We start from the raw sequence: 20270 nt of genomic DNA, 5'->3' as shown, positions 1-20270 counted from the left end.
ACAAGACAATAGTCTTAACACACACTTAACCACCCTCAAGCCTAGCACCATGCTATCGTAAGTGTGAAGCAAGAACTGGAGAGGGAGCGGAAAAATGTTCAAAAAACTGTTAATTGCGCTGTCCGCTCTGGTGGTGTTGGTCGGCGCCGGCTTCACTGTCGCACTGTGGCCGGATCACGTGGCGCGCACCACGACCCTGGAGACCCTCAACGCCAAGGGCTGTGACCTGACCCGGTACGCCGACCCTGAAACGGCGCAGGCGCTGCAGTCGGACAACTACCGCGTGGTGCTGGAGTCCGACGACCAGGGGTGGGCCGGCACTGCCGCCTACGCCATGCGGATCAATGGCGTCTCCTGCTGGGTCGAGCTCAGCCGCACCGGTAAGTTTTTCCCCAGAGAGAAGCTGGTGCGGATCAGCACGTATCAGCGATGGCACAAATTGACGAATCCAAGCCGCAGCTGGGCCCTTAAATGCTAAACTGAATGCGACCACTAACGGGAGGACTCAGTCATGACAGAAACGAAGGGGCATTTAATTGAACTTGAAGGCACGATCAACCTGCGCGACATGGGCGGCTATCACACCAAGGACGGCCGCACCATCCGTCGCCACCGGCTGTACCGCTCCGGTCTGATCACCTTTATGCCGGAAAAAGTCCAGCAGCACATGCTTGAAGTCGGCCTCAACCAGGACATCGACCTGCGCCAGGCTGACAACTCGGACAACGCGCCGGACGTCAAACTGCCTGGCGTGACCTACTACGACCTGTCGCTGTACCCGTTTGCCGATCATCCCCACTTCCAGGAGGAATTCCGCGGCGCTGATAAGGCCAGAAAGTTCGAGCTGGCGCGCATCTCTTACCTGTACATGGCCACCGACCCGCGCACGGCGAAAATGCTGCGACGCGTGATTCAGCTGATTGTCGCAAACGAAACCGGCGCCACGCTGTTTCACTGCTTTGCCGGCAAGGACCGCACCGGGGTCGTCGCCATGCTGATCGAAGGCCTGCTGGGTGTGCCGGAAAAAGTGGCCCACCAGGATTACATCCTCACTAACGACATCCTGATGGACCGTTTCAAGGACGAACAATCTGCCGCCGACTTGCCCATGGCAGACGCGATGGTGACTGGCATGAACATCCAGCCCGCTGATGACAGCTACTTTGAAACCGTGCAGAAAGTCGTCAAAAAAATACGGCGGCTGAGAAGAGTACGCCAAGCGCCACTTGGCCCTTGCGCCCAGCGACATTGCTGATTTGCGGCGGTTATACCTAGAGTAAATGAGCAAGCAGCCTGGATACGGCTGCTTTTTTGCTGCCACAAAAAAATCGGCCTTCACCTGGCCGATCTCCTCATTGTTATTGCTCTTTAAACCCGGCCGCCTTCAGCGTGTTGACCGAATCCTTCAAACTGACCGTGTTCTTGGTGCCTTTACCCAAGCCCTGCGCGTCCTTGAGCTTTTGCATGTCGACTTTGGTGTAGTCGATCGTGACGTTTTCCGTGACGGTGTTGCCTTTACGCGTCACTTTTGTCGTCACGCCTTTCAGCCCTTTATAACTGCTGACTGACTTTTTCAAAGAATTATAGGCGGCGTCCAAGTCTTTCTTCTTCTTGGAGTTGAGCAGCTTGGTCAAATCGTTTTCGCTGGTCAGACTTTGCTGCTGGACCTTATCCGAATTGCGCTTGGTGTAGTAAACCATCGTCGTTTTGGCGCCGGCCACCTGATTGTTGACCAGCGTCGTCTTGTGTTCAAACAGCGTGCAGCCGGCCAGGATCGTGATGCTAAAAACCGCCACTGCCGCAACGAGTGCCTTGAGGATTTTCTTCATGAATGTGCTCCTTTAATGAACCAGATTGCGCGGTGGATTCGTGCCCGCGAATTACGTTTTATCATAATGTTTTAATCTGGCGAACGCAACCGGCACCGCCTCAACCACGGAGGAAAAATAGATGGAAGCGCTTCACTTTTGCTTTTTATTGTGAAATAATGAACAGTGTGCCAAAAGAAAACTCAAGGGAGTGTGTAAATCTTGAAGATCAAAGCAGCTGTGGTTGAAAAGCAAAACGCCGATTTCGAAATCAAGGATGACGTTGAACTAGCAGAAATGGGCCCGGACGACATCCAAGTCCACATGGTCGCCAGCGGCATCTGTCACTCGGATGAAGCCTTACGCATTGGCGACGCCGTCATCGACTACCCAATCGTCCTCGGCCACGAAGGCTCCGGCATCGTTGAGAAGGTCGGCCCGGAAGTCACCCAGTTCCAGCCAGGCGATCACGTGGTCCTCAGCTTCTACGCCTGTGGCAACTGCAAGTCCTGCCTGAAGGGCATTCCGACCCAGTGCGAAAATTACGCGCAAAACAACCTGTCGGGCGTGCGGCCTGACGGCTCCAGCCACTTCACCGAAAATGGGCACCATGTTGCCGACATGTTCGACCAATCCTCGTTCACCACGACCACGGTGGTCCGCGAGCGCAACGCGGTTAAGGTGCCTAAGGACATGGACCTGCGCACCCTCGGTCCTTTAGGCTGCGGCTACGTGACGGGCTCCGGCACGGTGCTGAACACGCTCAAACCGAAACCTGGCGACACCATTGCCGTCTTCGGCACCGGTGCGGTGGGGCTGGCTGCATGATGCTGGCCGCATCTCCGGCTGCACCAAGGTCATCGGCATCGACATCGTGGACTCACGCCTGGACCTCGCCAAGGAACTCGGCGCCACTGACGTCATTAACTCCAAGGACGTTGACGTGGTCAAGGCCGTGCAGGACCTGACCGGCGGCCGCGGCGTTGACTGGGCCGTGGACACGACCGGCGTCACTAGCGTGATGGAAAACTCCATCAAAGTCTTGGCGCAAGGCGGCACCACGGCAACGATCGCCGTCACCGCCCACCACATTGATGTCGATACCTGGAATGACCTGTGCGTGGACGACAAGAAGATCGTCGGCGTCAACATGGGCGACTCGATTCCGCAAATCGACATTCCGCGCCTGATCGACTTCTACAAGATGGGCATGTTCGACTTCCCGAAGACCGAGAAGTTCTACAAGTTTGACCAAATCAACGAAGCCAACGCCGATTCCCGCTCCGGCAAGACCATCAAGCCAATTCTGGTCATTGATGAAGACTACAAGCCTGGCGAATAACCGATTCTACAGCAAAGGCCAGCCCCGCATTTTCGCGGGACTGGCCTTTTTCTGTCTGCTTCACGGTTAAGCTTCGACCGGAACGGGTTGGTTAACGATTGCCAGCTCGCTCTCCGGATCGAAGAAGTGGGCCTTGTTCAGGTCAAATCCCATCTGGACGACCTCGCCGGGGTTGTGGAAGTCCCGCGCGTTCACGTTAGCCACGTACTCCTTGCCATCCAGCTCCATGTACAACTGCTCCGTGGCGCCCAGCAGCTCGGACACAACCACCTCGGAGTCGACGACCGCATCGGTCCAGGTTTCTAGGAACGCCTCCTCGGAATGGATGTCTTCCGGCCGAATGCCTAAAATGAGTTGCTTGCCGCTGTAGCCCTGCTGATCCAGCGTTCGTGCCCGCGCCCCTGGCAGCGTCATCGTTAGGCGCTGACCGTCAGTGATTGTGCCGTTCTGGTAGGTCACAGGGAAGAAGTTCATCGCCGGACTGCCCATAAAACCGGCCACAAACAAATTACGCGGCTGCTGGTACACCTCCTCCGGCGTGCCCACCTGCTGGATCTGGCCGACCGACATCACGACGACCCGGTCCGCCATCGTCATCGCCTCGGTTTGGTCATGTGTGACGTAAATCGTGGTGGTGTTCAGCCGGCGGTGCAGCTTGGCGATTTCGGCGCGCATGGACACGCGCAGCTTGGCATCCAGGTTCGACAGCGGTTCGTCCATCAGGAAAATCGGCGCGTCGCGAACGATGGCTCGGCCCAGCGCGACCCGCTGCCGCTGGCCCCCCGACAAGTCCGCCGGCCGGCGCTGCAGGAACTCGGTCAACCCGAGGATCTGCGCGGCGTTTTCGACCCGCTTTTGAATGTCGGCCTTTTCGTAGTGGCGCAGCTTCAGCGAAGGCCATGTTGTCGAACACGGTCATGTGCGGGTACAAGGCGTAGTTCTGAAACACCATCGCAATGTCGCGGTCTTTGGGTGCCACATCGTTCATCACCTGATGATCGATTTCGAGCGTGCCTTCCGTGATGTCCTCCAGGCCCGCGATCATGCGCAGTGTTGTCGACTTGCCGCACCCGGAAGGGCCCACAAAGACGATGAATTCGTGCTCCTTGATGTGCAGGTCAAAGTCCTTGACTGAAAAATCTTCACCCTTGTCATATTTTTTTGTACAGATGATTTAAATCCATTTCAACCATCAGTGATCCCTCGCTTTCCAGGTGTTTGCGGCCGTCTTAATCAATGGCTTGCTGCGGGGCAGACCGGCGCGCCGCCTTGGCGACAAACAGCCGCTCGATCGTCGCCAGGTCAGCATCCCCGGTGGCGGGGAAAACGACATCGGCCTCGTGTAAGGTGACCGCCGAGCCGATGCCCACCGAGAACATTCCCGCGGCGTTGATCCCGGCGATTCCGGCCGCGGCGTCTTCAAAGCCGACCGTGGTCGCGCAGGGGCTTTTGATCATGGCCGCCGCGGCTTCGAAAATATCCGGGGCCGGCTTGCCTCGCGCAACCGCGCCGGGGTCCACCACGTTGGCCAACAGATTGCTAAGCCCAAGCCGCGCGATGATGACGGGCGCGTTGTACGACGCCGAGGCCACGGCGAGCGGATAGCCTTTGTTCGCCAGGTCGTTCAAAAGTCCCGCCATCCCTGGCAAAATGTCCGCCTGGGTCATGTGCGCGATCAGCGCCTGGTAACGCTGGTTCTTGGCCGTTGCGATGGCCGCCAGCTCGGCAGCGCTGCGGCGGCCTTCCTGATGCCCGAACCGCACGATTGCGGCCAGCGAGTCCTGGCGACTTTGCCCTTTTAACAATTCGTTCACGGCCGGCTGATCTCAATGTTCAGCTTGGCCTTGGCGGTTTCCTTCCAGGCCTGGTAGTGGTACTTGGCCGTGTCCGTAATGACGCCGTCGAGGTCAAACACAAAGCCGGTGATCCTCATGATCCGCCTCCTTTCACTTCGCTTGGCCGCCGGTGCTGGCCCGCTCGATCACTTCATAGGGTGAAAATATCTGCCGCTGCGCCGTCGGCATGTCGCGCTGCAGCAGCTTGTTGACTAGCTCCGCGGCGTTGTAGCCCATAATGTCCATGTGCTGCTCCACTGTCGTCAGGGCCGGATCCACAAACTCGGCTAGGGCGGTGTTGTCAAACCCCGCCAGTGCCACATCGGCGGGCACGCGCAGCTGGCGCGCCTTGAGCACGTTCAGTGCCCCCAGCGCCATGGCGTCGCTTGCGCAGACAATGCCGTCAATCGCTGGGTCGGCCGTCAGCGCGGCGGCCACCTGCTCTCCCGCCAGTTTCATGTCGTAGTCGGCGTAAAGGATCCGGCGCGTATCTGCCGTCATGCCGGCGCCCGCCAGCGCTGCTTTAAACCCGGCCTCGCGCACGACCGAGACCTGCGCATTCTGCCTGCCGTTGACCATCAGCAAATGCCGGCGGCCGCGGTTCAGCAGCAACTGGGTCACGGCCTTTTCCGCGGCGGTGTTATCGATCGACACAGCGCCGGTGCGCGGCCCTGGGATCGCCAGGTCGATGGTCACCACCGGCAGGGCGGCTTCGGCGATCTGCGCAACGTACGGGTCGTCGACGTGCAGGCCCTGCACGACGGCGCCATTAATGTTGCGTTCCTCACAGAACTGCGCAAAGGTTTTCGCGCGCTGCTGCTGAGTCGTGGTGGGATACAGCACAAACTGCATTTCGTGGGTCTCGGCGTAGTGGTACACGCCCATGATTGTCTGCATCGACACCCCGTCGTACCGCGAGCCGACCAGATCGTTCATGATGAAGGCGATGGTCTTCAAGGACTTGGACGACAGCGTCCGGGCCGCGACGTTCGGCGTGTAGCCTAGTTCCTTGGCCACCTTCAAGACGCGCTTTTTGGTCGCGCGGCTGATGTCCGTGTAACCGTTGAACACCCGCGACACCGTGCCGACCGACACACCGGCGGCTTGGCCACGTCGTAAATTTTTGCTACCACTTTAATCACCGCCCCTGGTTAAAAACGCCGACCGCTTATTTTTCATTGTCCATCCGAATGCCTTGCAGGAAGTAGCGGTTGAAAATGATGTACAGCACAATGATCGGCAGGATCGAGATCACACTGGCCGCCATCGAATGATCCCACCGCACCCCTGCCTGCTGGTTGGTGAACGACTGCAGCCCCAGCGTCAGGGTGTACTTGGACGGGGTCGTGATGTACAGCATCGGCTGCATGAAGTTGTTCCAAAAACCCATGAAGGTGAAGATTGCCTGCGTTGCGATCGACGGCCGGGCCAGCGGGAAGACGATTCGGAAGAACGTCTGCACCCGGCCGAGCCCATCAATCGCCGCGGCCTCCTCGATGTCGTTCGGGAACGACAGGAAGAACTGCCGCATCATGAAGATGTTCCCAATGTTGATCGCGGACGGCAGGATCAGGGACTGGTACGTATCGAGCATCCCCAGGTTCATCAAGATCAGGTAATTGGGGATCAGCAGCACCTGCGCCGGTACCATCATCAAAGACAGCAAGGCGTAATAGATCTTCTGCCGCCCCGGAAAATGCAGCCGGGCCAGCGCGTAGCCCGCCATGGTATTGAAGAAAATGTTGACGACCGTCCCCACGGTGGACACGATGACCGAGTTCAGGAACCAGCGTGGGAACAGCGCCGAGGTGCTCATCATGTACTTGTAGTTGTCCAGCGTGAATTCCTTGGGGATCAGGCTCATGTTGCCGCTGACGATCACCCGGAGGGGTTCAAACGAGGCCGCAATCGCCCAGACAAACGGGTACAACGTCAGCAGTGCGTAGGCCGTCAGGACCACGTACAGGATGATCCGGCCGGTGTGGTGCTTTTTCATCTCGTCACCCCCCTACATGTCTTTCAGGCCGCTGCCGCCGTTCAGCTTTTCCGCCAAGCGGGAGACAATATAAATGACCGCGGCCAGGAAAATCGCCAGCGCGCACGCATAGCCCATGGTGTTCATCTGCCCAAACGCGTACTGGTATACCATCAGGGCCACCGTCAGCGTTGAGTTGTCCGGACCGCCCGAGCCGTTGGAGAAGATGTACGCCTGGTCAAACATCTGGAAGGTCCCGATAATCCCCATCAGCAGCACGTAGGTCGTGATCGGCCGCAGGTACGGGATCGTAATGTAGCGCAACTTATCCCACGCGCTGGCGCCGTCGATCTCCGCCGCCTCGTACAGCGAGTCCGGCAGGTCCACCAGTGACGCCAAGTAGACGGTCATGAAGCTCGGCACCGTCGACCAGATGTTCATCACCATGATCACCTTCAGCGCGTACTGCGGCTCCTGCAGGAAGTTGATCGGCGTGTGGTAAACGCCCAGGCCGGTGAACAAATCGTTGATGGGCCCGTTGATGTTGAAAATAAACATAAAGATCAAAGTCAAAGCGGCACTTGACGTCAGCGTCGGCAGAAAGTAGATCAGCCGAAACACTTTTTTTTGAAGCGCACCGTCTTGCTGCTCAGCGCGTAGGCGATGACCAGGGCGAACACCGTCTGGATCGGCACCACGACCAGCGAGAACAGCGCCGTGTTTTTCAGCGCGGTCAACGCGATTCCGTCCGAGAAAATGTTTGCGTAGTTCTGCAGGCCACGGAATTCGTACTGTTGCGAGTACATGTTGACCTTATTGACCGACATGTACAGGGCGAACACGATCGCCGCCAAGAAGAAAATCGCCACGATCACGGCCGCCGGAAGCAGAAAACCGTATCCTTGAATCGCGTCCTGCTGGCGCCGCGTGAGCTTAAAACGGGGTTTTTTTGAAGCTATCGGTTTCTCCATCGCGGACCCTCCCATCTCAAGGCCAGAGGATTACTTGGACTTTTCAATCGCCGCGTTGGCCTGGTCGTCGGCCTGGGTCATCGCCGCTTTGAGCGAGGTCTCGCCCTTCATCGCCTTACCCACAAAGTTCTGGTAGGAGGTGTTGACGGTCGGCAGCGTGGTGCCATCCTGCCAAACGGTGGAGTAGTCGTTGGCTTCCAAGTGCACATTAAGGTCGGCGTTATCGGTCAGCTTGGCCGCTTCCGCTACGTCCGGCCGGCTTGGCAACGTGCCAGTGGTCTTGATGTACTGTTCCATCACTTTCTCAGAGGTCACATACTTGAGCCAGGCGTTGGCCAGCGGCTTGACCTTGGAGTTGACGTACTCGCCCCAGCCGACCGTGAAGATCATGCCGCCTTGCTTGCCTTCGTAGCTGAGCATTGGCAGCACCGTGAAGTCGGTCTTGTACTGTTCCTGTTGAACCGGATATGTCCAGTTACCTTCTTCCATCATCGCGATCTTGCCGGCACCAAACGCGGTGCCGTTGTCGCCTTGACCGATTTCCTGCGGGGTCACCACCGCGCCGGTCGCCACCAAGTCCTTGTACAGTTCCAGGTTCTTCACGACCGCGTTTGAGGCCAGGTTGGCGTCGCCGTTTTTCTTGATTGGCTGGCCGCCGTTGCGCTGCATGATGTACAGGTTGCGTGCCATGTCCTGGTTGTACGCCATGGCGTGGACCTTGCCCTTGCCGTAGGCTCGTCCAGCTTAGCCTGAAAGCCCGGCAGCCAGTCGATCATGTCCTCGTAGCTCTTCGGCACGTCTTCGATGGCGGTGTTCGTCTTGGTCAGCATTTCCTTGTTCACATAAAGGCCCAGCGTGGACGTATCCTTCGGCACGCCGTACAGCTTGCCATCAGTCGTATAGGCCTTGGTCAGTGTCGGGTAGAACTTGTCGGCCAGCAAGTCTTCCTTATCAAGCGGCTCCAGCACGCCCTGGCTTTGGAAGAATGGGTACATCGACGAGTCCATGTACCAGACGTCCGGGGCGCGGTGGCCGGAGAGGTCAGCCTGGATCTGCGTGTTGAAATCCGTGTAGACCTTCTCGGTGACCTTGGCGCCGGTTTCCTTTTCAAAGCCGTCGACCATGTCCTTCATCCCGGCCTTTTCCGCGTCGGAGCCCAGCCAGATGCCGATTTTCAGTTCCTGGCCCTTAAAGTCGGTGGTCGAATCCCCTGCGGTCGACTGGCTGCTGCCGCATGCGACCAATGAGAGCGACGCCAGTGCGGTGGCGGCGCCGAGTACAGTGCGTTTGGTGAAAAGTTTCATGATGGTTCCCCCTTTGCTTTCGCCGTTTTTTTATCGTGTGATCAGAACTTCGTCGTGCGTTGGAATCTCGACCGAGGCGCCGGCGTGGTCGATTTCGACCACCCGGGTGCCGGTCAGGTTACGGATCTTCAGCGTCTGGTTGGTTTCGGTCACCGCCAGCTTCTGGCCGTGCCACCACAGGCAAAAGCTGAGCTGGCGCCACTGATCCGGCAAATTGGGCTCGATGCGCAGCCGGCCATCCAGGTACCGCACCCCACCAAACCCCAGCACGGTCATTGACCAAATGCCGGCGATCGACGCCGCGTGGATCCCTTCGTCCGAGCTGTTCATGTTGGTCCCCATATCGATGTCGCGGGCCCGCCGGTAGTACGAGTAGGCCTTCCGTTTCAGGCCAAGGTCGGCGGCAAAGTTCGTGTGGGTAAGCAGCGACAGCGACGAATCATGCGTCGTGCGCGGCTCGTAGTACTGCCAGTTCTTGAGCTTGACCCGCTTGGAAAAATGCCGCTCGAACAGGAACAGCAGCAGGATCACGTCGGCCTGCTTGGTCACCTGCAGGTGGTTGACCTGTTCCAGGTTGTAATCGTCGAATAACGCCCCCACGCGGCCCGCGGTCAGGTAAGGCTTGAGGTCGATGGTCGGCAGGGTCAGGTACGCGTCGTCTTCCGGAATAATGGCCTCCGCGTTGGGCGCGGGCAAGTAGAGCTTGCCCAGCCGCTCCTCGATCTCGGGTCGCAGCGCCGCCAGGTCCAGCCGCTCGTCCAGCCGCTGGTACTCGGCCGGTTCGTTGGTTTTGAGGCGATCGATCAGCTGCATGGCCTGAAGCAGGTTCCAGTGCGCCATGTGGTTCGTGAAGGCGTTGTTGTTCGCGTGCTCCTTGTACTCATCCGGGCCGACCACGTTGTTGATTTCGTAGCGGTCAACATCCGGATTCCACTCCAGCCGGCTGCACCAGAAGCGCGCCGTGTCGATGATGATCTCGTTGCCGCGCGTCCTGGCGAATTCCTCATCGTCAGTCGCGCGCATGTATTGCTCAACGCCATACGCCACGTCGGCCGTGATGTGCTGCTCAATGAAGCCCGACCAGATCTTGGTGGCCTCCCCGGTCACGATGTCGGTGGCGCCCCAGACCGGGGTGGACTCACCATCATCGACCCCAGGCCGCCTCCCACGGGTACTGCGCCCCGCGGTAGCCGTTATCCGCCGCCTTGGTGCGCGCCCCGTGCAGACCGAGGTAGCGGTAGGTGACCAGGCTGCGGGCCACCTCGGGCTGGCTGAAAATGAAGTACGGCAGCAGGAATATTTCCGTGTCCCAGAACGTGTGGCCCTTGTACCTTCGCCGCTCAGCCTTTGGCCGCCACGTTCATGCGCGAATCATGGCCTGGGGTCATGATCTGCAGGTGGTAACGGGCAAAATTGATCGCCAGCTGGTCGCGCGCGTGATCAGTGTCAATCTCCAGCGGCATCGGGGTCCACAGCTTGTCGGCCCAGGCGGCCGCCGATTCCGTCAGGAGCTGGCGAAAGTTCATTTTCTCCAGCGCCAGTGCCGCCTGGTAGCCCTGCCGGCGCAGGCTGGCGCGGTCCTTGTAGGCCACATCCAGATCACGCGAGGTGTAAACGGTCGTGATGCTTTCAAACGTCAGCGGATCGTCCTTCGTCAGCGGCAGCGTGTATGTGGCGCGCAGGCGCCTGCGCAGCATTTCCGTTTTCACGTAACCCAGGCGGTCGTCGGGCACCGAAAGGCGGTGCTGGGTGGTGATGGCAAAATTCACCTGCGACTCGTTGGTTTTCGTTGTGAGCTGAAGAATGTGGTGCGGGTACAGGCGCTTCACGTCGTCATTGAAGTGCTGCGTGCCGGTATTGGTGACTTGCCCGTTGATCCCCGCTGAAAGCTTGAGGGTCGCGTCGCCGTCCAGGGCCGTGACTTCGATGCGCTGCCCCATCACGTGCCGCCGGGCCAGCGACACGAAGCGGCTGGTCGTGATCCGGTAACGGTTGCGGCCGAACCGCCAGATGAAGTGCCGCGACAGCTCACCGGTTTTCAGATTCAGCGACCGCTCGTAGTCGAGAACTTTGCCCTGGTTGAGGTCCAGCCGCTGACCGTTGAAGACCAGCGCCACCTGGAACACATCAGGCAGATTCGGCAGCTCCGTCACCTCGTCTTCGTTGAGGCGGTCGAACGTGCCAGCGACAAAGGTGTTCCGGACCTCGCCGGTGTTCGCCTCTTCTGTGGCTGCGCGCGTGCCAGGTAGCCGTTTCCTAAGGCAAAAATGGCCTCGTACTTACCCAGGTGGGCCGGATCAAACGTCGCTTCTGAGAGCCGCCAGGGATCATCCTGGTGATACTTGATCGAAGTTTTCATCGTGACCTCCTTCGCCTTGGCAACGTTTGGCCAAGGGTAAAAAAATTAGCGGTGCTCGTAAAAATAATGATTGGACCGCGTGGCAAGCACCCCGGCGCCGGCCAGCCAGATGCCGATAGCCAGCACCAGCTGAACCTGGAGCAGCAGCGCCAGCGTCAGGGCCACCGGGGCGTAGATCACGTACCCGCGGATCAGCCGCTGCGGGTCGTACGAGCGGCGGTAGCGCCAGGCCAACCAGTAGGCCACGACCACTGTCAGCGCGATCATGACCAGCAGCGGCACGGTGGGAATGCGCGCCAAGGGACTTTTACTCACCAAGTCACCCGTCAATTGGCTTCACCGTCCTTTCTACAACCACGACGTCGCTTTGCCCGACAAAGTCCTCGAGCATGCGGCCGGTCGCAAGCGCCAGCAGCAAGTTGAGCAGACCCAGTGGCACGCCGATCACCGGTGTGAGGAACAGCAGCTTCGTCATCTCGCGCATCCCGACAAACAGGACATTGTCTGAGACCAGCCTGCGCGTATCGACGCGCAGGCGAGCGAAGTACTTGCCGATCGTCTGGCCGTGAAACGTGCTAACAGCCGCAACGTTGTAGGCCAGAAACAGCAGCTGGGCCAGCAGCTCTGCCCACCGCGTTGCGACGTGGAACCAAAGCGAGAACAAAATGACCGCCGGCACGTAAACAATGATCAGGTCGATCAGTCCGGCAAGCGCACGGACGACCACGTAGCGGATTCTCAGCATCACCACCCCCTTGGAAGCCTTTACATTATAGTAAACGAGGCAAACCTCCTGACGCAACAAAAAACGTTTTCGTCTCATTTAAAATTAATTATATCGGTAAGCATGATTTATTAGGAGCAGCAGGTGAGCAAGTCTGTTCCGCGGCTCGTGATTGTTATAATCCAATCTACATCAGGGGTTCACGCTATTTATCGTCGCCAGATTCCCCCGGCTTGTGCATGACGTAATGCTTTTATTCCATAATCCATTTATACCAGTGAACCATTAGGCGTTTCTCATGATTCTCGTGGTACATCGTCTTTATTTCGAATGCGGTTAATAAGATAACAGTAGTTACCCCGCGACGCGCCACTTCGGCAAGCGCGAAAAAAAACGCCGGCTCACAAATACGAGTCGGCGTCGAGAGAACGCAATTTTTTTACTTCAGCGTGCCAGTCGCGCGGAGCTGGGCAAAATCCACCTGCGGCAGGTACTGCTCATTGGCCACCAGCAGCTCGTTGAGCAGCGGCCGAGCATCCACATCGGAGTGGACGACCGGATTGATGGTCAGGGCCTTGAGCGCCGTGGCGTAATCGCCGCTGACAGCCGCCTTACAGCCGACCTGCTCGAAGGCCTTCATCTCGTGCACGATGCCGACGCAGGCCCGCGGCAGATGACCAGTGGTCAGCGGCACCGGACCGTGGCCGGTGATCACACAGTTCATTTCCATCACCGAATCCGGCGCCAGGTCCAGGCAGCCGCCGTTGTTGGCCACGTTGACGACCTGGACATCGCGCTTGTCAGCTATATGGAATAGATCAGGTTGCAGGAGGCCCGGCTGTAGCCCGAACCGCCGCGCTTTTTCAGTTCTTCCGGCAGCGTCACTAGGGTCGGGTCACGGTAGATGTCGAAGAGCTGCTTTTCCAGCCGCTCGGCCACGACCGCCCGGCTGCCTTCGCGCGCCGCCGCTCGCTGTTCTTCGGCGACCACCTGCTTGGTTTTCCAGTAGTACTGCAGGTAGCTGATGGGAATCACGCCGAGGCTCTGCAAAAAGTCGGCATCCCAGTTGCCGACCCCGGGGTTGTCGACGCGCTGCTTCTTGCTGGTCACCAGCTTGATCACATGCGCGGTCACGTCCTGGCCGTCAAGGTAAATGTGCTTGGCGAACACCAGGTGGTTCAGGCCGATGAACTCGACGTACACGCGTACTGGGTCAACATTCAGCGCCTGCACAATGTCGCGGCGGATGTTGTCAGGCCCGTTGCACAGCCCGATCACTTTCTTCCAGTTCGTGTAGTGCAGCACCGCCTCAGTCATCATCCCCGCCGGATTGGCGAAATTGATCAGCCACGCCGCCGGGCACAGCCGCTCCATATCGTGCACAATGTCGAGCAGCACGGGAATCGAGCGCATCGCCATCATCAACTCGCCGGCCCCGTTGGTTTCCTGCCCGAGCGTGCCGTACTTGATTGGAATGTTTTCGTCGTTGACACGCGCAGGCAACTGGCCGACCCGGAACTGCGTCGTGACAAAATCAGCGTCGGTCAGCGCCGCCTCGCGGTCCATGGTCGTGACAATTTTCATCGGCTTGCCGGCCGCCTTCACCATGCGCTTGGCCATGGCGCCGATCACGTTGAGTTTCTCCTCGCCGCTCGGCACATCGACCAGCCACAGCTCGCGCACCGGCATCTCGTCGTACCGGTCCAAAAACCCTTTGACCAGCTCGGGCGTGTAGCCGGACCCGCCGCCGATCGTCGCAATTTTAATTGAACGTTTCGCCATTTTGCTCACCCTTTTTGACTCAAAATTTGCTTTACGGCTTCAATATACCGCGGCAAGCGGTGCGTTCAATCGGTCTTGGCGGTTTAGGTCCTGTATCTTCAAATGGGCCATTGTGACTTTTTCGATACGTCTCGTATCATCAGGCGTACACTAGGCGTGAGGTGATCAACATGCTTTTTCTCGACCACGCCGTCGACCTGTCCGATATCGACTTGGCGATTTATAAGTACGTCCTGCAAAATCTGGACAAAGTGATCTACATGCGCATCCGTGAGCTGGCTGCCAACACCCACACCAGCACGGCCTCCGTTCAGCGCTTCTGCCGCAAGTTCGAGTGCCAAGGCTTCACTGAGTTTAAAATTCGGTTGAAGCTGCTTCAGGAGCAGACCGCTGCCAAAACGCCTGCCACACCGGTCGACCCCGGCATGTACATCAACTTCTTCAACCGCGTCACCACGCCGGACTTTGACGCGCACATTCAGGCCGCAGTGCAGCTGCTCAAGCAGTGCGAGCTGGTTCTGTTCATCGGCGTCGGCTCCTCCAACGTGATGGCCGAGTATGGCGCCCTGTACTTCTCCTCCATGTTCCACATGGCCGTGCGTATCGAGGACCCTGTGACCTATCCGCAGCGCTACTTTCCCAAAGCCCTGCTGGATAAAACCTGCGTCATCGCCTTGTCCGTTTCCGGTGAAACCCCCGAGGTGATCAGCTACCTCAGCAACCTCTCGTTTCGCGACAGCCACACCTTGTCGATCACCAATTCCGCGCACTCCACGGTCGCGCGGCTGACCGACGTCAACATCGCCACCGACATTGCCAAGGAGCATTACGTCGAGCAGGATGTCACCTCCCAGGTGCCGTGTCTGTTTATCTTGGAGTATCTGGCGAAGATCCTGCACGAGCAAAACAAAGCAGATTGACTAAACCGCCACTGAAGAATTATGGTCGCTCTGCTTTGTCCTTTTGTTATATGTATAAAAATCACGTGATTTTCCAGTCCGATACGCCAAAAAAGCCGCCGGATCGTTACGGGTATCCGACAGCTTAAAGGGGATTATCAACGGTGTTAATGTTGCATCTGGCCACTTCGCAGATGATTCGTCCCCATCAGCACCGTTGATTTTTAGTCCAGAACTCAACTGCTTGCAGCATGAGTCTTGAGGCTCAGCAATTGCAAAGCCTGAAAAATGTCGCTTAGATAAGCGGTCAATATCAGGACTGCATTAAGAATTCAATGCTTTAGCGGAAAATTTAATCAGGCGCTCGCCTAGTTCAATTTCGGTATTAGCCGCCATAAACTGGTCCTGCGCATGAATCAAGATAATCGATTTTTCAATCATCTTGCCGTTCATTTCATCGGTCATCAGACTGGTTTGGATATTATGAGCGCTATTCAGCTGCTTTTTTGCCTCCGCCAACTTAGCTGTCGCCTTATCTTGGTCTCCGCTAAACGCAGCATCAATCGCTTGCAATGCTGAGGATTTGGCATTGCCCGCATAGTAGATGATCTTCATCGCCACTTGGGCGCCTTCTTCATTCATCACGTGATCCTTTCCTCTAATAATTTAATCATGAACAGTAACTGATCCGATTTATCATGGAAGCAGATAACTAGACAATCTCAATCCAAGACGGATAAACCTAAGCTTCCTTAGGTGATAGATAGTGATACATGTCACCTTCCCGAATAAAGGTCACAGGCAGATCCACGCCAACTGCTTTAGGCAAATAGCTTACCAAATATTTCATGCCGACTTCCTCAAGATTGAAGTGTCCAAAGGTGAGCATTGCTTTCGACATGCCCATTTCACTGCAGTCGGCAAGGTATTCGGTAGTGGTGTAGTCAATGACTTCGAGCGGGATAATTAGTTGTATATTCTCACGATTGATCTTAGAAATTAGCTGAGAATCCTTGTCTCCACTGAGAATGTGTAGGGGAAAATAGACCTGTTCAATTTTCGTGTTGGGACGCCCAACTAATTTCGCCCCTCCAAGATGCAGCGCGCTCATCACGGTCTGAGCCACTTCACAAACAGGAGTTGCTGGAATAGTGAATCTAGAAGCCGTTCAGCATCGTCAACATTGTATTTTCCCCAACCCAGCGCTTGCTGAATCGCGTAGTAAATACCATCACGATATTTCCCGCCGTCAACCGGAATACCGGAATGGACATACTCATGATCTCGCCAAACAACCACATTCGTGCGCTTCAATAGTGCTATCTTCTGCAAATAAGCATCATTTTGTTCTTCTTCAAGCCACTGGGTTTTATCCCCGTGGTTCCAGAACAGCGCCTCGTGGACGATGATCAGATTAGCCCCACGACCTACCGCCGCTTTAATCACATCGGTGGAAGCCCAGATAGCGGTCGCGATTCCCTTGCATTCTTGCTAGTATCGCCAAATAAAATGTGGTCGGTGATATCAGCGGTAGCTCTCGTCTCCGTAGAAAGTCCGCGACCAACCTTTGTATACTGTTTTACTCGTTCTATGACTTCAGAAATTTTCAATCTATTTGCCTCGATTTTTTTACTGAGCAGTAGCCTTAATTGTGGCATCCTTTTCCGAACTATCCCACATCTTGATAAACGGAATCCAAATCAATGTGCACAGTGCAAGCATCAACGCCTGGAAAATGGTGCCATTAATATTACCGGTGTATAGGAACCCTGAAATCAAGGGTGGCATAGTCCAAGGAACAGCATTGGTAATAATTGGTAAGAATCCAATCTTCGTGAAGAAAATGCCCAAGTAGAACGGAATCGTGTAGCAAAGGATCCAAGGCAATAATAGATATGGGTTAAGAACAATTGGGAAACCAAACATAACAGGCTCACCAATGTTGAAAATCACTGGCGGGATAGCCAGTTTGGCCAATGCACGACGATCTTCACGGTGGCTAACAATCAGTACAGCAATGATCGCACCAGCGCACAGACCACCAGTATTAATAACGGTAAAGTTCATGAACAGCGTCGAAATCATGTGATGAGCCGTGCCCATGATGTTTTCGTTCTGGTTAATATCCCAGGTCAGGCCAAAAATCGGACCAAAAATTGAACTGCCGTGAATCCCAAACCACCCAAGAATTGGCTGCCCGACCATGGCAAAGAAGGCGAAGTACGGTGTCGTGGAAATCGCCAGCATTGGCTTCTGAAGCACGGCCAACATGGCAGCCGGCAACGAAGTATTATACGCACTAAATACAGAGGCAACGACAACGGCAAGAATTAGGACAATACCACCAGGAATCAGCGCTTCAAAACTGTGCGCAACTGCGGGTGGCACACTATCTGGCAACTTAATTGTGATGTTCTTTTCCACAATTTTATTAAACAGCCAGAAGGTGACCCCAGCGACAACTAACCCGGCAAACATCCCAGGCTGGCCAATGTACTGTGAGTCCAGAATACCGACCAAGGTGTGGGTTTTCCCAGCAGCAGTGGCACCCGTCACCGACCAAGGCACAACGATAAAGAATGCGGCTAACGCATAAAACGAGACCAAAATCGGTTCCTTGTTCTTACGGAAGAACCGTTTGGTGCCAAAGTAGGCAAAACCCGCAATAACAAACAGCGCATTAATCGCCATGGTCCCGTTGCTAAACAGGCCAACCGCCTTTTGCAGCCGTGTTAGGACTGCTGCAAATCCAGTCGCAAGCCAAGCCTTATCAGACGGCGATCCAGTAAATAATTTCCCCAGCTGGAGCCCCTGTTTACCAAAGATAATGCCGGTTGGATCAAGAAAGACGGAACCAATCATAATCGCAAAACCAGCAATCATAATCGGGGTAGATGCCATGATGAAGGTATCACGCAACGTCAGTAACAAGCGGTTACCCGCGATTCGACCAATCGCGCGGTTGACCTTCTTCTGTATTGCCCCTAAATCCATATTTTTCATTTTTTTCACTTTCTTCTTCTTTTTAGTCAAAATGTTTAATGACTGTTCTCTCTGAACGAAATGAAACCATTATTGATTGCTCTCAGGTCAGTCGTAATCGTGGCTGGATTGGCTGACTGACCAATTTGCAGAACATATCTGAATTCGTAAAACCCTGAAAGGTCGGCCTTGAAGTTGGTCTCCCAAAAGTTGTTCATCACCCAGGAATGGAGCGGTGTTTGATTAGGTAGCTTCTGGTCAAAATCCATGACCTTAATTAAATGGGCATCTAATGAACCAAACGTGACCAGTGGTGCATCCTCAATGCCCACCATCAATCGACTTTGATCGTCTTGCCACGCGACCCCCTCCTGTGTCATCAAGTAGTCGACGTTACTGCCTGGCAGCTGGTCAATTCTCGGTCGAACAAGGCAACCGCCCTTCGATAGGTACAATGTTGAATGCTCGCCCAAACCAAGCGGTAAACTTACATAGAGGTTTTCTGGCGCCCACTCAGTTGTCTTCTGAACTGCGACCGTGCACTCAATGCGAGAAATGTGCTTATATATCCTGAGCGTCACCCGATAAAGCTTTGTTCCCACCAAGCTGTAATCCAACTGAAGATCGACATATAAGGCGCCTTCGCTAACCAATTCAATGTTAGTCAGTTTGCCGAAGTCTCTTTCAACTCCGATGCCCTTGCGATTACGTCCCAGTTGCTTCCTCGTTTCACCAGGGTTCTCGTGCTTGATCGGCGTTTTTTTCATAGATGCCATTAAACAGCGCCTCATGCCCGCTCAGCAGTGACCGGTGACTTTGTCGATCTATCAGCTGACTGATCCCTCGTGTAGGATCAATATGAATCTCAAAGTTATCGGTTTTAATCTCGAACGGGGAGTCGAAGTTTTGACTCTCATCTGCGATTAAATCCGAAACGCCTTCTGCGCCGGTGATCAAGCCTGTACTGCCTCCACCATCATTGGCTTCAGAGGCGTAAATGACTTGCAGGTGGCGTGAACCATTCGCTGGCAGCGTAATGACTGAGGAAACCTCAAACCCACGGCTCGTTCGAGTGACCTGGGTGGGCAATTCTTGATGGGTGGCAACGTCGACAAGTCTCAAATGATTCATTGTATCAACCGAAAGCGGTTGGCCGTCGACTGATTCCCAAGACATCAGGAAAGCAGTGGCCCTGGCTGTCTGGGTCGTTGGTGATGGATTGAGAACTTTGAATGTCTTTGTTCGGTATGGCTTAGGCGAAACTTCGCCCAGGTTGGCGAGCACTTGATCAAGATTCTCTGAAATCGCCGAGAAAGCATCGATTGCATAGCCTGCCTTACGAAGGTCCAACGCGTTGACCATACTATTCCAAGGGTTTGAAACCGAAGCGGAGTAACCCCATGTGTGCTCGGCATACATCATCAGATTCTGGGTAGCGTGTTTAAAGCTAGCCGGATCCCCTTTCGTCCCTTTTGGATCCAGCGCAAGTGAAAGTTGATATTTTCTCTGCGCCGATTTGTAAAGCTTGGTTGGGCCTGGAGTTGAACTGACACCATCTGCCCACCAGTCCGGCCAGTCACCTGAATAAACTGGCAGATCCTTTTCCTTCTCCACAACGTCAAAGAATTCATCCAAGGTGCTTAACTTCAGCTCAATCTGATCTCCGTGCTTGCCATTCCATCTGTTAATATTTTCCATTATTCTGGGATTGGCAGGAGAATTGTCTGTGCGAACACCAGAGAGGCTGATTGGGACAAAATCGAACGGATAATCTTGATCTTCCAGTGCTTGTAGGTATTTCGGAATGCGATATTCAGAAATTGTCATCTGGTCAGTGGTTTCATCACCAGAGTACCGATCGTGAAGAATGTATGAATAGCGGTTATCCGGTACTAATTGGAACTCATTCCCAATCATATAGTGATCGCCACTCCAGACTAGGAGCTGATGGCCCTCTGGAGTCTGCCACTTGAACGCCGTCTGCTTCTTAAATAATGGGTACATCCCATGATGCGTATGGATACACGTATAAAGCCGGGTGATACCTGCATCATACAGCGCGTCACCATAGCTCCATGAGAAACCATTGATGTCCGCGGTTAAGGCCGAAGCACCGTTAAAGCCAACTTCATTAGCCCACTGCCTGGCCTCCTGCTCCTTGGTTCTTAAGACATGGTCATCAACCAATTCGTTTAGGTTTAGGTAATTCAATGACACATCGATTTTCCCAGCTTGAATAAAATGTTTCAGCTGTGCTTGTTCGGCCAAGGTCGAGCGATTTAAAAAGTT

At 55.5% G+C, this 20270-nt stretch carries 23 protein-coding genes and 5 pseudogenes; 4 read left to right on the top strand and 24 right to left on the bottom strand.

The window, feature by feature from the left end:
- The first annotated feature begins 94 nt into the window (after window positions 1-94).
- Window positions 95-478 carry a hypothetical protein gene (locus JCM13995_RS05980; RefSeq protein WP_054663528.1) on the top strand — a complete coding sequence of 128 codons (384 nt, stop codon included), beginning with the start codon at window positions 95-97 and terminating at the stop codon, window positions 476-478.
- Window positions 479-511: 33 nt separating this feature from the next.
- On the top strand, window positions 512-1255 hold the full coding sequence (locus JCM13995_RS05975) for a tyrosine-protein phosphatase (RefSeq protein ID WP_054663525.1): 744 nt from the start codon (window positions 512-514) through the stop codon (window positions 1253-1255).
- A gap of 103 nt (window positions 1256-1358) precedes the next feature.
- Here the strand turns inward: JCM13995_RS05975 and JCM13995_RS05970 are convergent, their stop codons facing one another.
- Entirely contained in the window at window positions 1359-1829 is a 471-nt protein-coding gene (locus JCM13995_RS05970) for a DUF1307 domain-containing protein (protein WP_054663522.1), read from the bottom strand.
- Window positions 1830-2030: 201 nt separating this feature from the next.
- Here JCM13995_RS05970 and JCM13995_RS05965 point away from each other — a divergent pair.
- Window positions 2031-3150: pseudogene (locus tag JCM13995_RS05965) on the top strand (NAD(P)-dependent alcohol dehydrogenase).
- 66 nt (window positions 3151-3216) lie between these two features.
- Here JCM13995_RS05965 and JCM13995_RS16825 read toward each other — a convergent pair.
- From JCM13995_RS16825 to JCM13995_RS05915, 17 genes and pseudogenes are all read right to left on the bottom strand, one after another.
- Window positions 3217-3624, bottom strand: a complete 408-nt coding sequence (locus JCM13995_RS16825) for a TOBE domain-containing protein (protein WP_263849582.1) — start codon at window positions 3622-3624, stop codon at window positions 3217-3219.
- Window positions 3625-3915: 291 nt separating this feature from the next.
- Window positions 3916-4234, bottom strand: a pseudogene (locus JCM13995_RS16820) (ATP-binding cassette domain-containing protein); the annotation flags it as partial.
- 145 nt (window positions 4235-4379) lie between these two features.
- Window positions 4380-4964 carry an HAD-IA family hydrolase gene (locus JCM13995_RS05955; protein ID WP_225350749.1) on the bottom strand — a complete coding sequence of 195 codons (585 nt, stop codon included), beginning with the start codon at window positions 4962-4964 and terminating at the stop codon, window positions 4380-4382.
- Window positions 4961-5083: an HAD hydrolase-like protein gene (locus tag JCM13995_RS15830; protein ID WP_225350748.1), complete on the bottom strand. Its 123-nt coding sequence runs from the start codon at window positions 5081-5083 to the stop codon at window positions 4961-4963. The genes JCM13995_RS05955 and JCM13995_RS15830 overlap by 4 nt, the downstream gene beginning before the upstream one ends.
- A 13-nt stretch (window positions 5084-5096) precedes the next feature.
- On the bottom strand, window positions 5097-6080 hold the full coding sequence (locus JCM13995_RS05950) for a LacI family DNA-binding transcriptional regulator (protein ID WP_054663519.1): 984 nt from the start codon (window positions 6078-6080) through the stop codon (window positions 5097-5099).
- Window positions 6081-6153: 73 nt separating this feature from the next.
- Complete coding sequence (locus JCM13995_RS05945) at window positions 6154-6981, bottom strand: carbohydrate ABC transporter permease (RefSeq protein ID WP_054663516.1); 828 nt, start codon at window positions 6979-6981, stop codon at window positions 6154-6156.
- A 12-nt stretch (window positions 6982-6993) separates the two neighbouring features.
- A pseudogene (locus JCM13995_RS17615) lies at window positions 6994-7931 on the bottom strand (carbohydrate ABC transporter permease).
- A 30-nt stretch (window positions 7932-7961) separates the two neighbouring features.
- Window positions 7962-8621: an extracellular solute-binding protein gene (locus JCM13995_RS18035; RefSeq protein ID WP_263849580.1), complete on the bottom strand. Its 660-nt coding sequence runs from the start codon at window positions 8619-8621 to the stop codon at window positions 7962-7964.
- A complete protein-coding gene (locus JCM13995_RS18030; protein ID WP_263849579.1) occupies window positions 8531-9235 on the bottom strand; it encodes a sugar ABC transporter substrate-binding protein in 705 nt (234 codons plus the stop codon). The genes JCM13995_RS18035 and JCM13995_RS18030 overlap by 91 nt, the downstream gene beginning before the upstream one ends.
- 30 nt (window positions 9236-9265) lie before the next feature.
- Window positions 9266-10432 (bottom strand): glycosyl hydrolase family 65 domain-containing protein, encoded by a 1167-nt coding sequence (locus tag JCM13995_RS14395; protein ID WP_263849581.1) that lies wholly within the window; start codon window positions 10430-10432, stop codon window positions 9266-9268.
- A pseudogene (locus JCM13995_RS17605) lies at window positions 10380-10556 on the bottom strand (hypothetical protein); the annotation flags it as partial. The gene JCM13995_RS14395 and the pseudogene JCM13995_RS17605, both read right to left, overlap by 53 nt.
- Window positions 10557-10575: 19 nt before the next feature.
- Window positions 10576-11418: pseudogene (locus tag JCM13995_RS14385) on the bottom strand (glycoside hydrolase family 65 protein); the annotation flags it as partial.
- Complete coding sequence (locus tag JCM13995_RS14380) at window positions 11385-11594, bottom strand: hypothetical protein (RefSeq protein WP_156314351.1); 210 nt, start codon at window positions 11592-11594, stop codon at window positions 11385-11387. The gene JCM13995_RS14380 and the pseudogene JCM13995_RS14385, both read right to left, overlap by 34 nt.
- Before the next feature lie 45 nt (window positions 11595-11639).
- Window positions 11640-11909, bottom strand: coding sequence for a hypothetical protein (locus JCM13995_RS05925; protein ID WP_156314350.1), 270 nt, complete (start codon window positions 11907-11909; stop codon window positions 11640-11642).
- 4 nt (window positions 11910-11913) lie between these two features.
- A complete protein-coding gene (locus tag JCM13995_RS05920; RefSeq protein WP_054663510.1) occupies window positions 11914-12339 on the bottom strand; it encodes an RDD family protein in 426 nt (141 codons plus the stop codon).
- A 418-nt stretch (window positions 12340-12757) separates the two neighbouring features.
- A complete protein-coding gene (locus tag JCM13995_RS17350) occupies window positions 12758-13093 on the bottom strand; it encodes a family 4 glycosyl hydrolase (RefSeq protein WP_305068825.1) in 336 nt (111 codons plus the stop codon).
- A gap of 29 nt (window positions 13094-13122) precedes the next feature.
- Window positions 13123-14100 (bottom strand): family 4 glycosyl hydrolase, encoded by a 978-nt coding sequence (locus JCM13995_RS05915; protein WP_305068824.1) that lies wholly within the window; start codon window positions 14098-14100, stop codon window positions 13123-13125.
- A gap of 170 nt (window positions 14101-14270) precedes the next feature.
- Between JCM13995_RS05915 and JCM13995_RS05910 the strand changes: the two genes are divergently transcribed.
- Window positions 14271-15020, top strand: a complete 750-nt coding sequence (locus tag JCM13995_RS05910) for a MurR/RpiR family transcriptional regulator (RefSeq protein WP_054663558.1) — start codon at window positions 14271-14273, stop codon at window positions 15018-15020.
- Between the two features lie 303 nt (window positions 15021-15323).
- Here JCM13995_RS05910 and JCM13995_RS05905 read toward each other — a convergent pair whose 3' ends face one another.
- The 6 genes from JCM13995_RS05905 to JCM13995_RS05880 form a co-directional block, all read right to left on the bottom strand.
- Entirely contained in the window at window positions 15324-15641 is a 318-nt protein-coding gene (locus tag JCM13995_RS05905) for a PTS lactose/cellobiose transporter subunit IIA (protein WP_054663555.1), read from the bottom strand.
- Window positions 15642-15741: 100 nt separating this feature from the next.
- The gene (locus JCM13995_RS05900) at window positions 15742-16113 is read right to left on the bottom strand and encodes a hypothetical protein (RefSeq protein WP_054663507.1); all 372 of its coding nucleotides are present in this window, start codon (window positions 16111-16113) and stop codon (window positions 15742-15744) included.
- Entirely contained in the window at window positions 16110-16445 is a 336-nt protein-coding gene (locus tag JCM13995_RS05895) for a hypothetical protein (RefSeq protein ID WP_054663504.1), read from the bottom strand. The genes JCM13995_RS05900 and JCM13995_RS05895 overlap by 4 nt, the downstream gene beginning before the upstream one ends.
- Before the next feature lie 183 nt (window positions 16446-16628).
- The gene (locus tag JCM13995_RS05890; RefSeq protein WP_054663552.1) at window positions 16629-18002 is read right to left on the bottom strand and encodes a PTS sugar transporter subunit IIC; all 1374 of its coding nucleotides are present in this window, start codon (window positions 18000-18002) and stop codon (window positions 16629-16631) included.
- A gap of 35 nt (window positions 18003-18037) precedes the next feature.
- Window positions 18038-18757 (bottom strand): hypothetical protein, encoded by a 720-nt coding sequence (locus tag JCM13995_RS05885; protein ID WP_054663501.1) that lies wholly within the window; start codon window positions 18755-18757, stop codon window positions 18038-18040.
- On the bottom strand, window positions 18711-20270 hold a 1560-nt coding region (locus tag JCM13995_RS05880; RefSeq protein WP_225350745.1), incomplete at its 5' end, for a glycoside hydrolase family 38 N-terminal domain-containing protein. The genes JCM13995_RS05880 and JCM13995_RS05885, both read right to left, overlap by 47 nt.

Source organism: Lacticaseibacillus camelliae DSM 22697 = JCM 13995 (genome assembly GCF_001311195.1).
GTDB classification, from domain to species: domain Bacteria; phylum Bacillota; class Bacilli; order Lactobacillales; family Lactobacillaceae; genus Lacticaseibacillus; species Lacticaseibacillus camelliae.
The sequence above is the reverse complement of the archived record's forward strand: the minus strand, read 5'-3'. Positions and strand labels throughout refer to the sequence as shown.

Excerpts from the sequence above, each read along its gene's own strand:
- JCM13995_RS05980 (WP_054663528.1), top strand. The coding sequence starts at position 95 with ATGTTCAAAAAACTGTTAATTGCGCTGTCCGCTCTGGTGGTGTTGGTC.
- JCM13995_RS05975 (WP_054663525.1), top strand. The coding sequence starts at position 512 with ATGACAGAAACGAAGGGGCATTTAATTGAACTTGAAGGCACGATCAAC.
- JCM13995_RS05970 (WP_054663522.1), bottom strand. The coding sequence starts at position 1,829 with ATGAAGAAAATCCTCAAGGCACTCGTTGCGGCAGTGGCGGTTTTTAGC.
- JCM13995_RS16825 (WP_263849582.1), bottom strand. The coding sequence starts at position 3,624 with ATGAACTTCTTCCCTGTGACCTACCAGAACGGCACAATCACTGACGGT.
- JCM13995_RS15830 (WP_225350748.1), bottom strand. The coding sequence starts at position 5,083 with ATGAGGATCACCGGCTTTGTGTTTGACCTCGACGGCGTCATTACGGAC.
- JCM13995_RS05945 (WP_054663516.1), bottom strand. The coding sequence starts at position 6,981 with ATGAAAAAGCACCACACCGGCCGGATCATCCTGTACGTGGTCCTGACG.
- JCM13995_RS18035 (WP_263849580.1), bottom strand. The coding sequence starts at position 8,621 with ATGGCACGCAACCTGTACATCATGCAGCGCAACGGCGGCCAGCCAATC.
- JCM13995_RS18030 (WP_263849579.1), bottom strand. The coding sequence starts at position 9,235 with ATGAAACTTTTCACCAAACGCACTGTACTCGGCGCCGCCACCGCACTG.
- JCM13995_RS14380 (WP_156314351.1), bottom strand. The coding sequence starts at position 11,594 with ATGAAAACTTCGATCAAGTATCACCAGGATGATCCCTGGCGGCTCTCA.
- JCM13995_RS05920 (WP_054663510.1), bottom strand. The coding sequence starts at position 12,339 with ATGCTGAGAATCCGCTACGTGGTCGTCCGTGCGCTTGCCGGACTGATC.
- JCM13995_RS05915 (WP_305068824.1), bottom strand. The coding sequence starts at position 14,100 with ATGGCGAAACGTTCAATTAAAATTGCGACGATCGGCGGCGGGTCCGGC.
- JCM13995_RS05910 (WP_054663558.1), top strand. The coding sequence starts at position 14,271 with ATGCTTTTTCTCGACCACGCCGTCGACCTGTCCGATATCGACTTGGCG.
- JCM13995_RS05905 (WP_054663555.1), bottom strand. The coding sequence starts at position 15,641 with ATGAATGAAGAAGGCGCCCAAGTGGCGATGAAGATCATCTACTATGCG.
- JCM13995_RS05890 (WP_054663552.1), bottom strand. The coding sequence starts at position 18,002 with ATGAAAAATATGGATTTAGGGGCAATACAGAAGAAGGTCAACCGCGCG.
- JCM13995_RS05885 (WP_054663501.1), bottom strand. The coding sequence starts at position 18,757 with ATGGCATCTATGAAAAAAACGCCGATCAAGCACGAGAACCCTGGTGAA.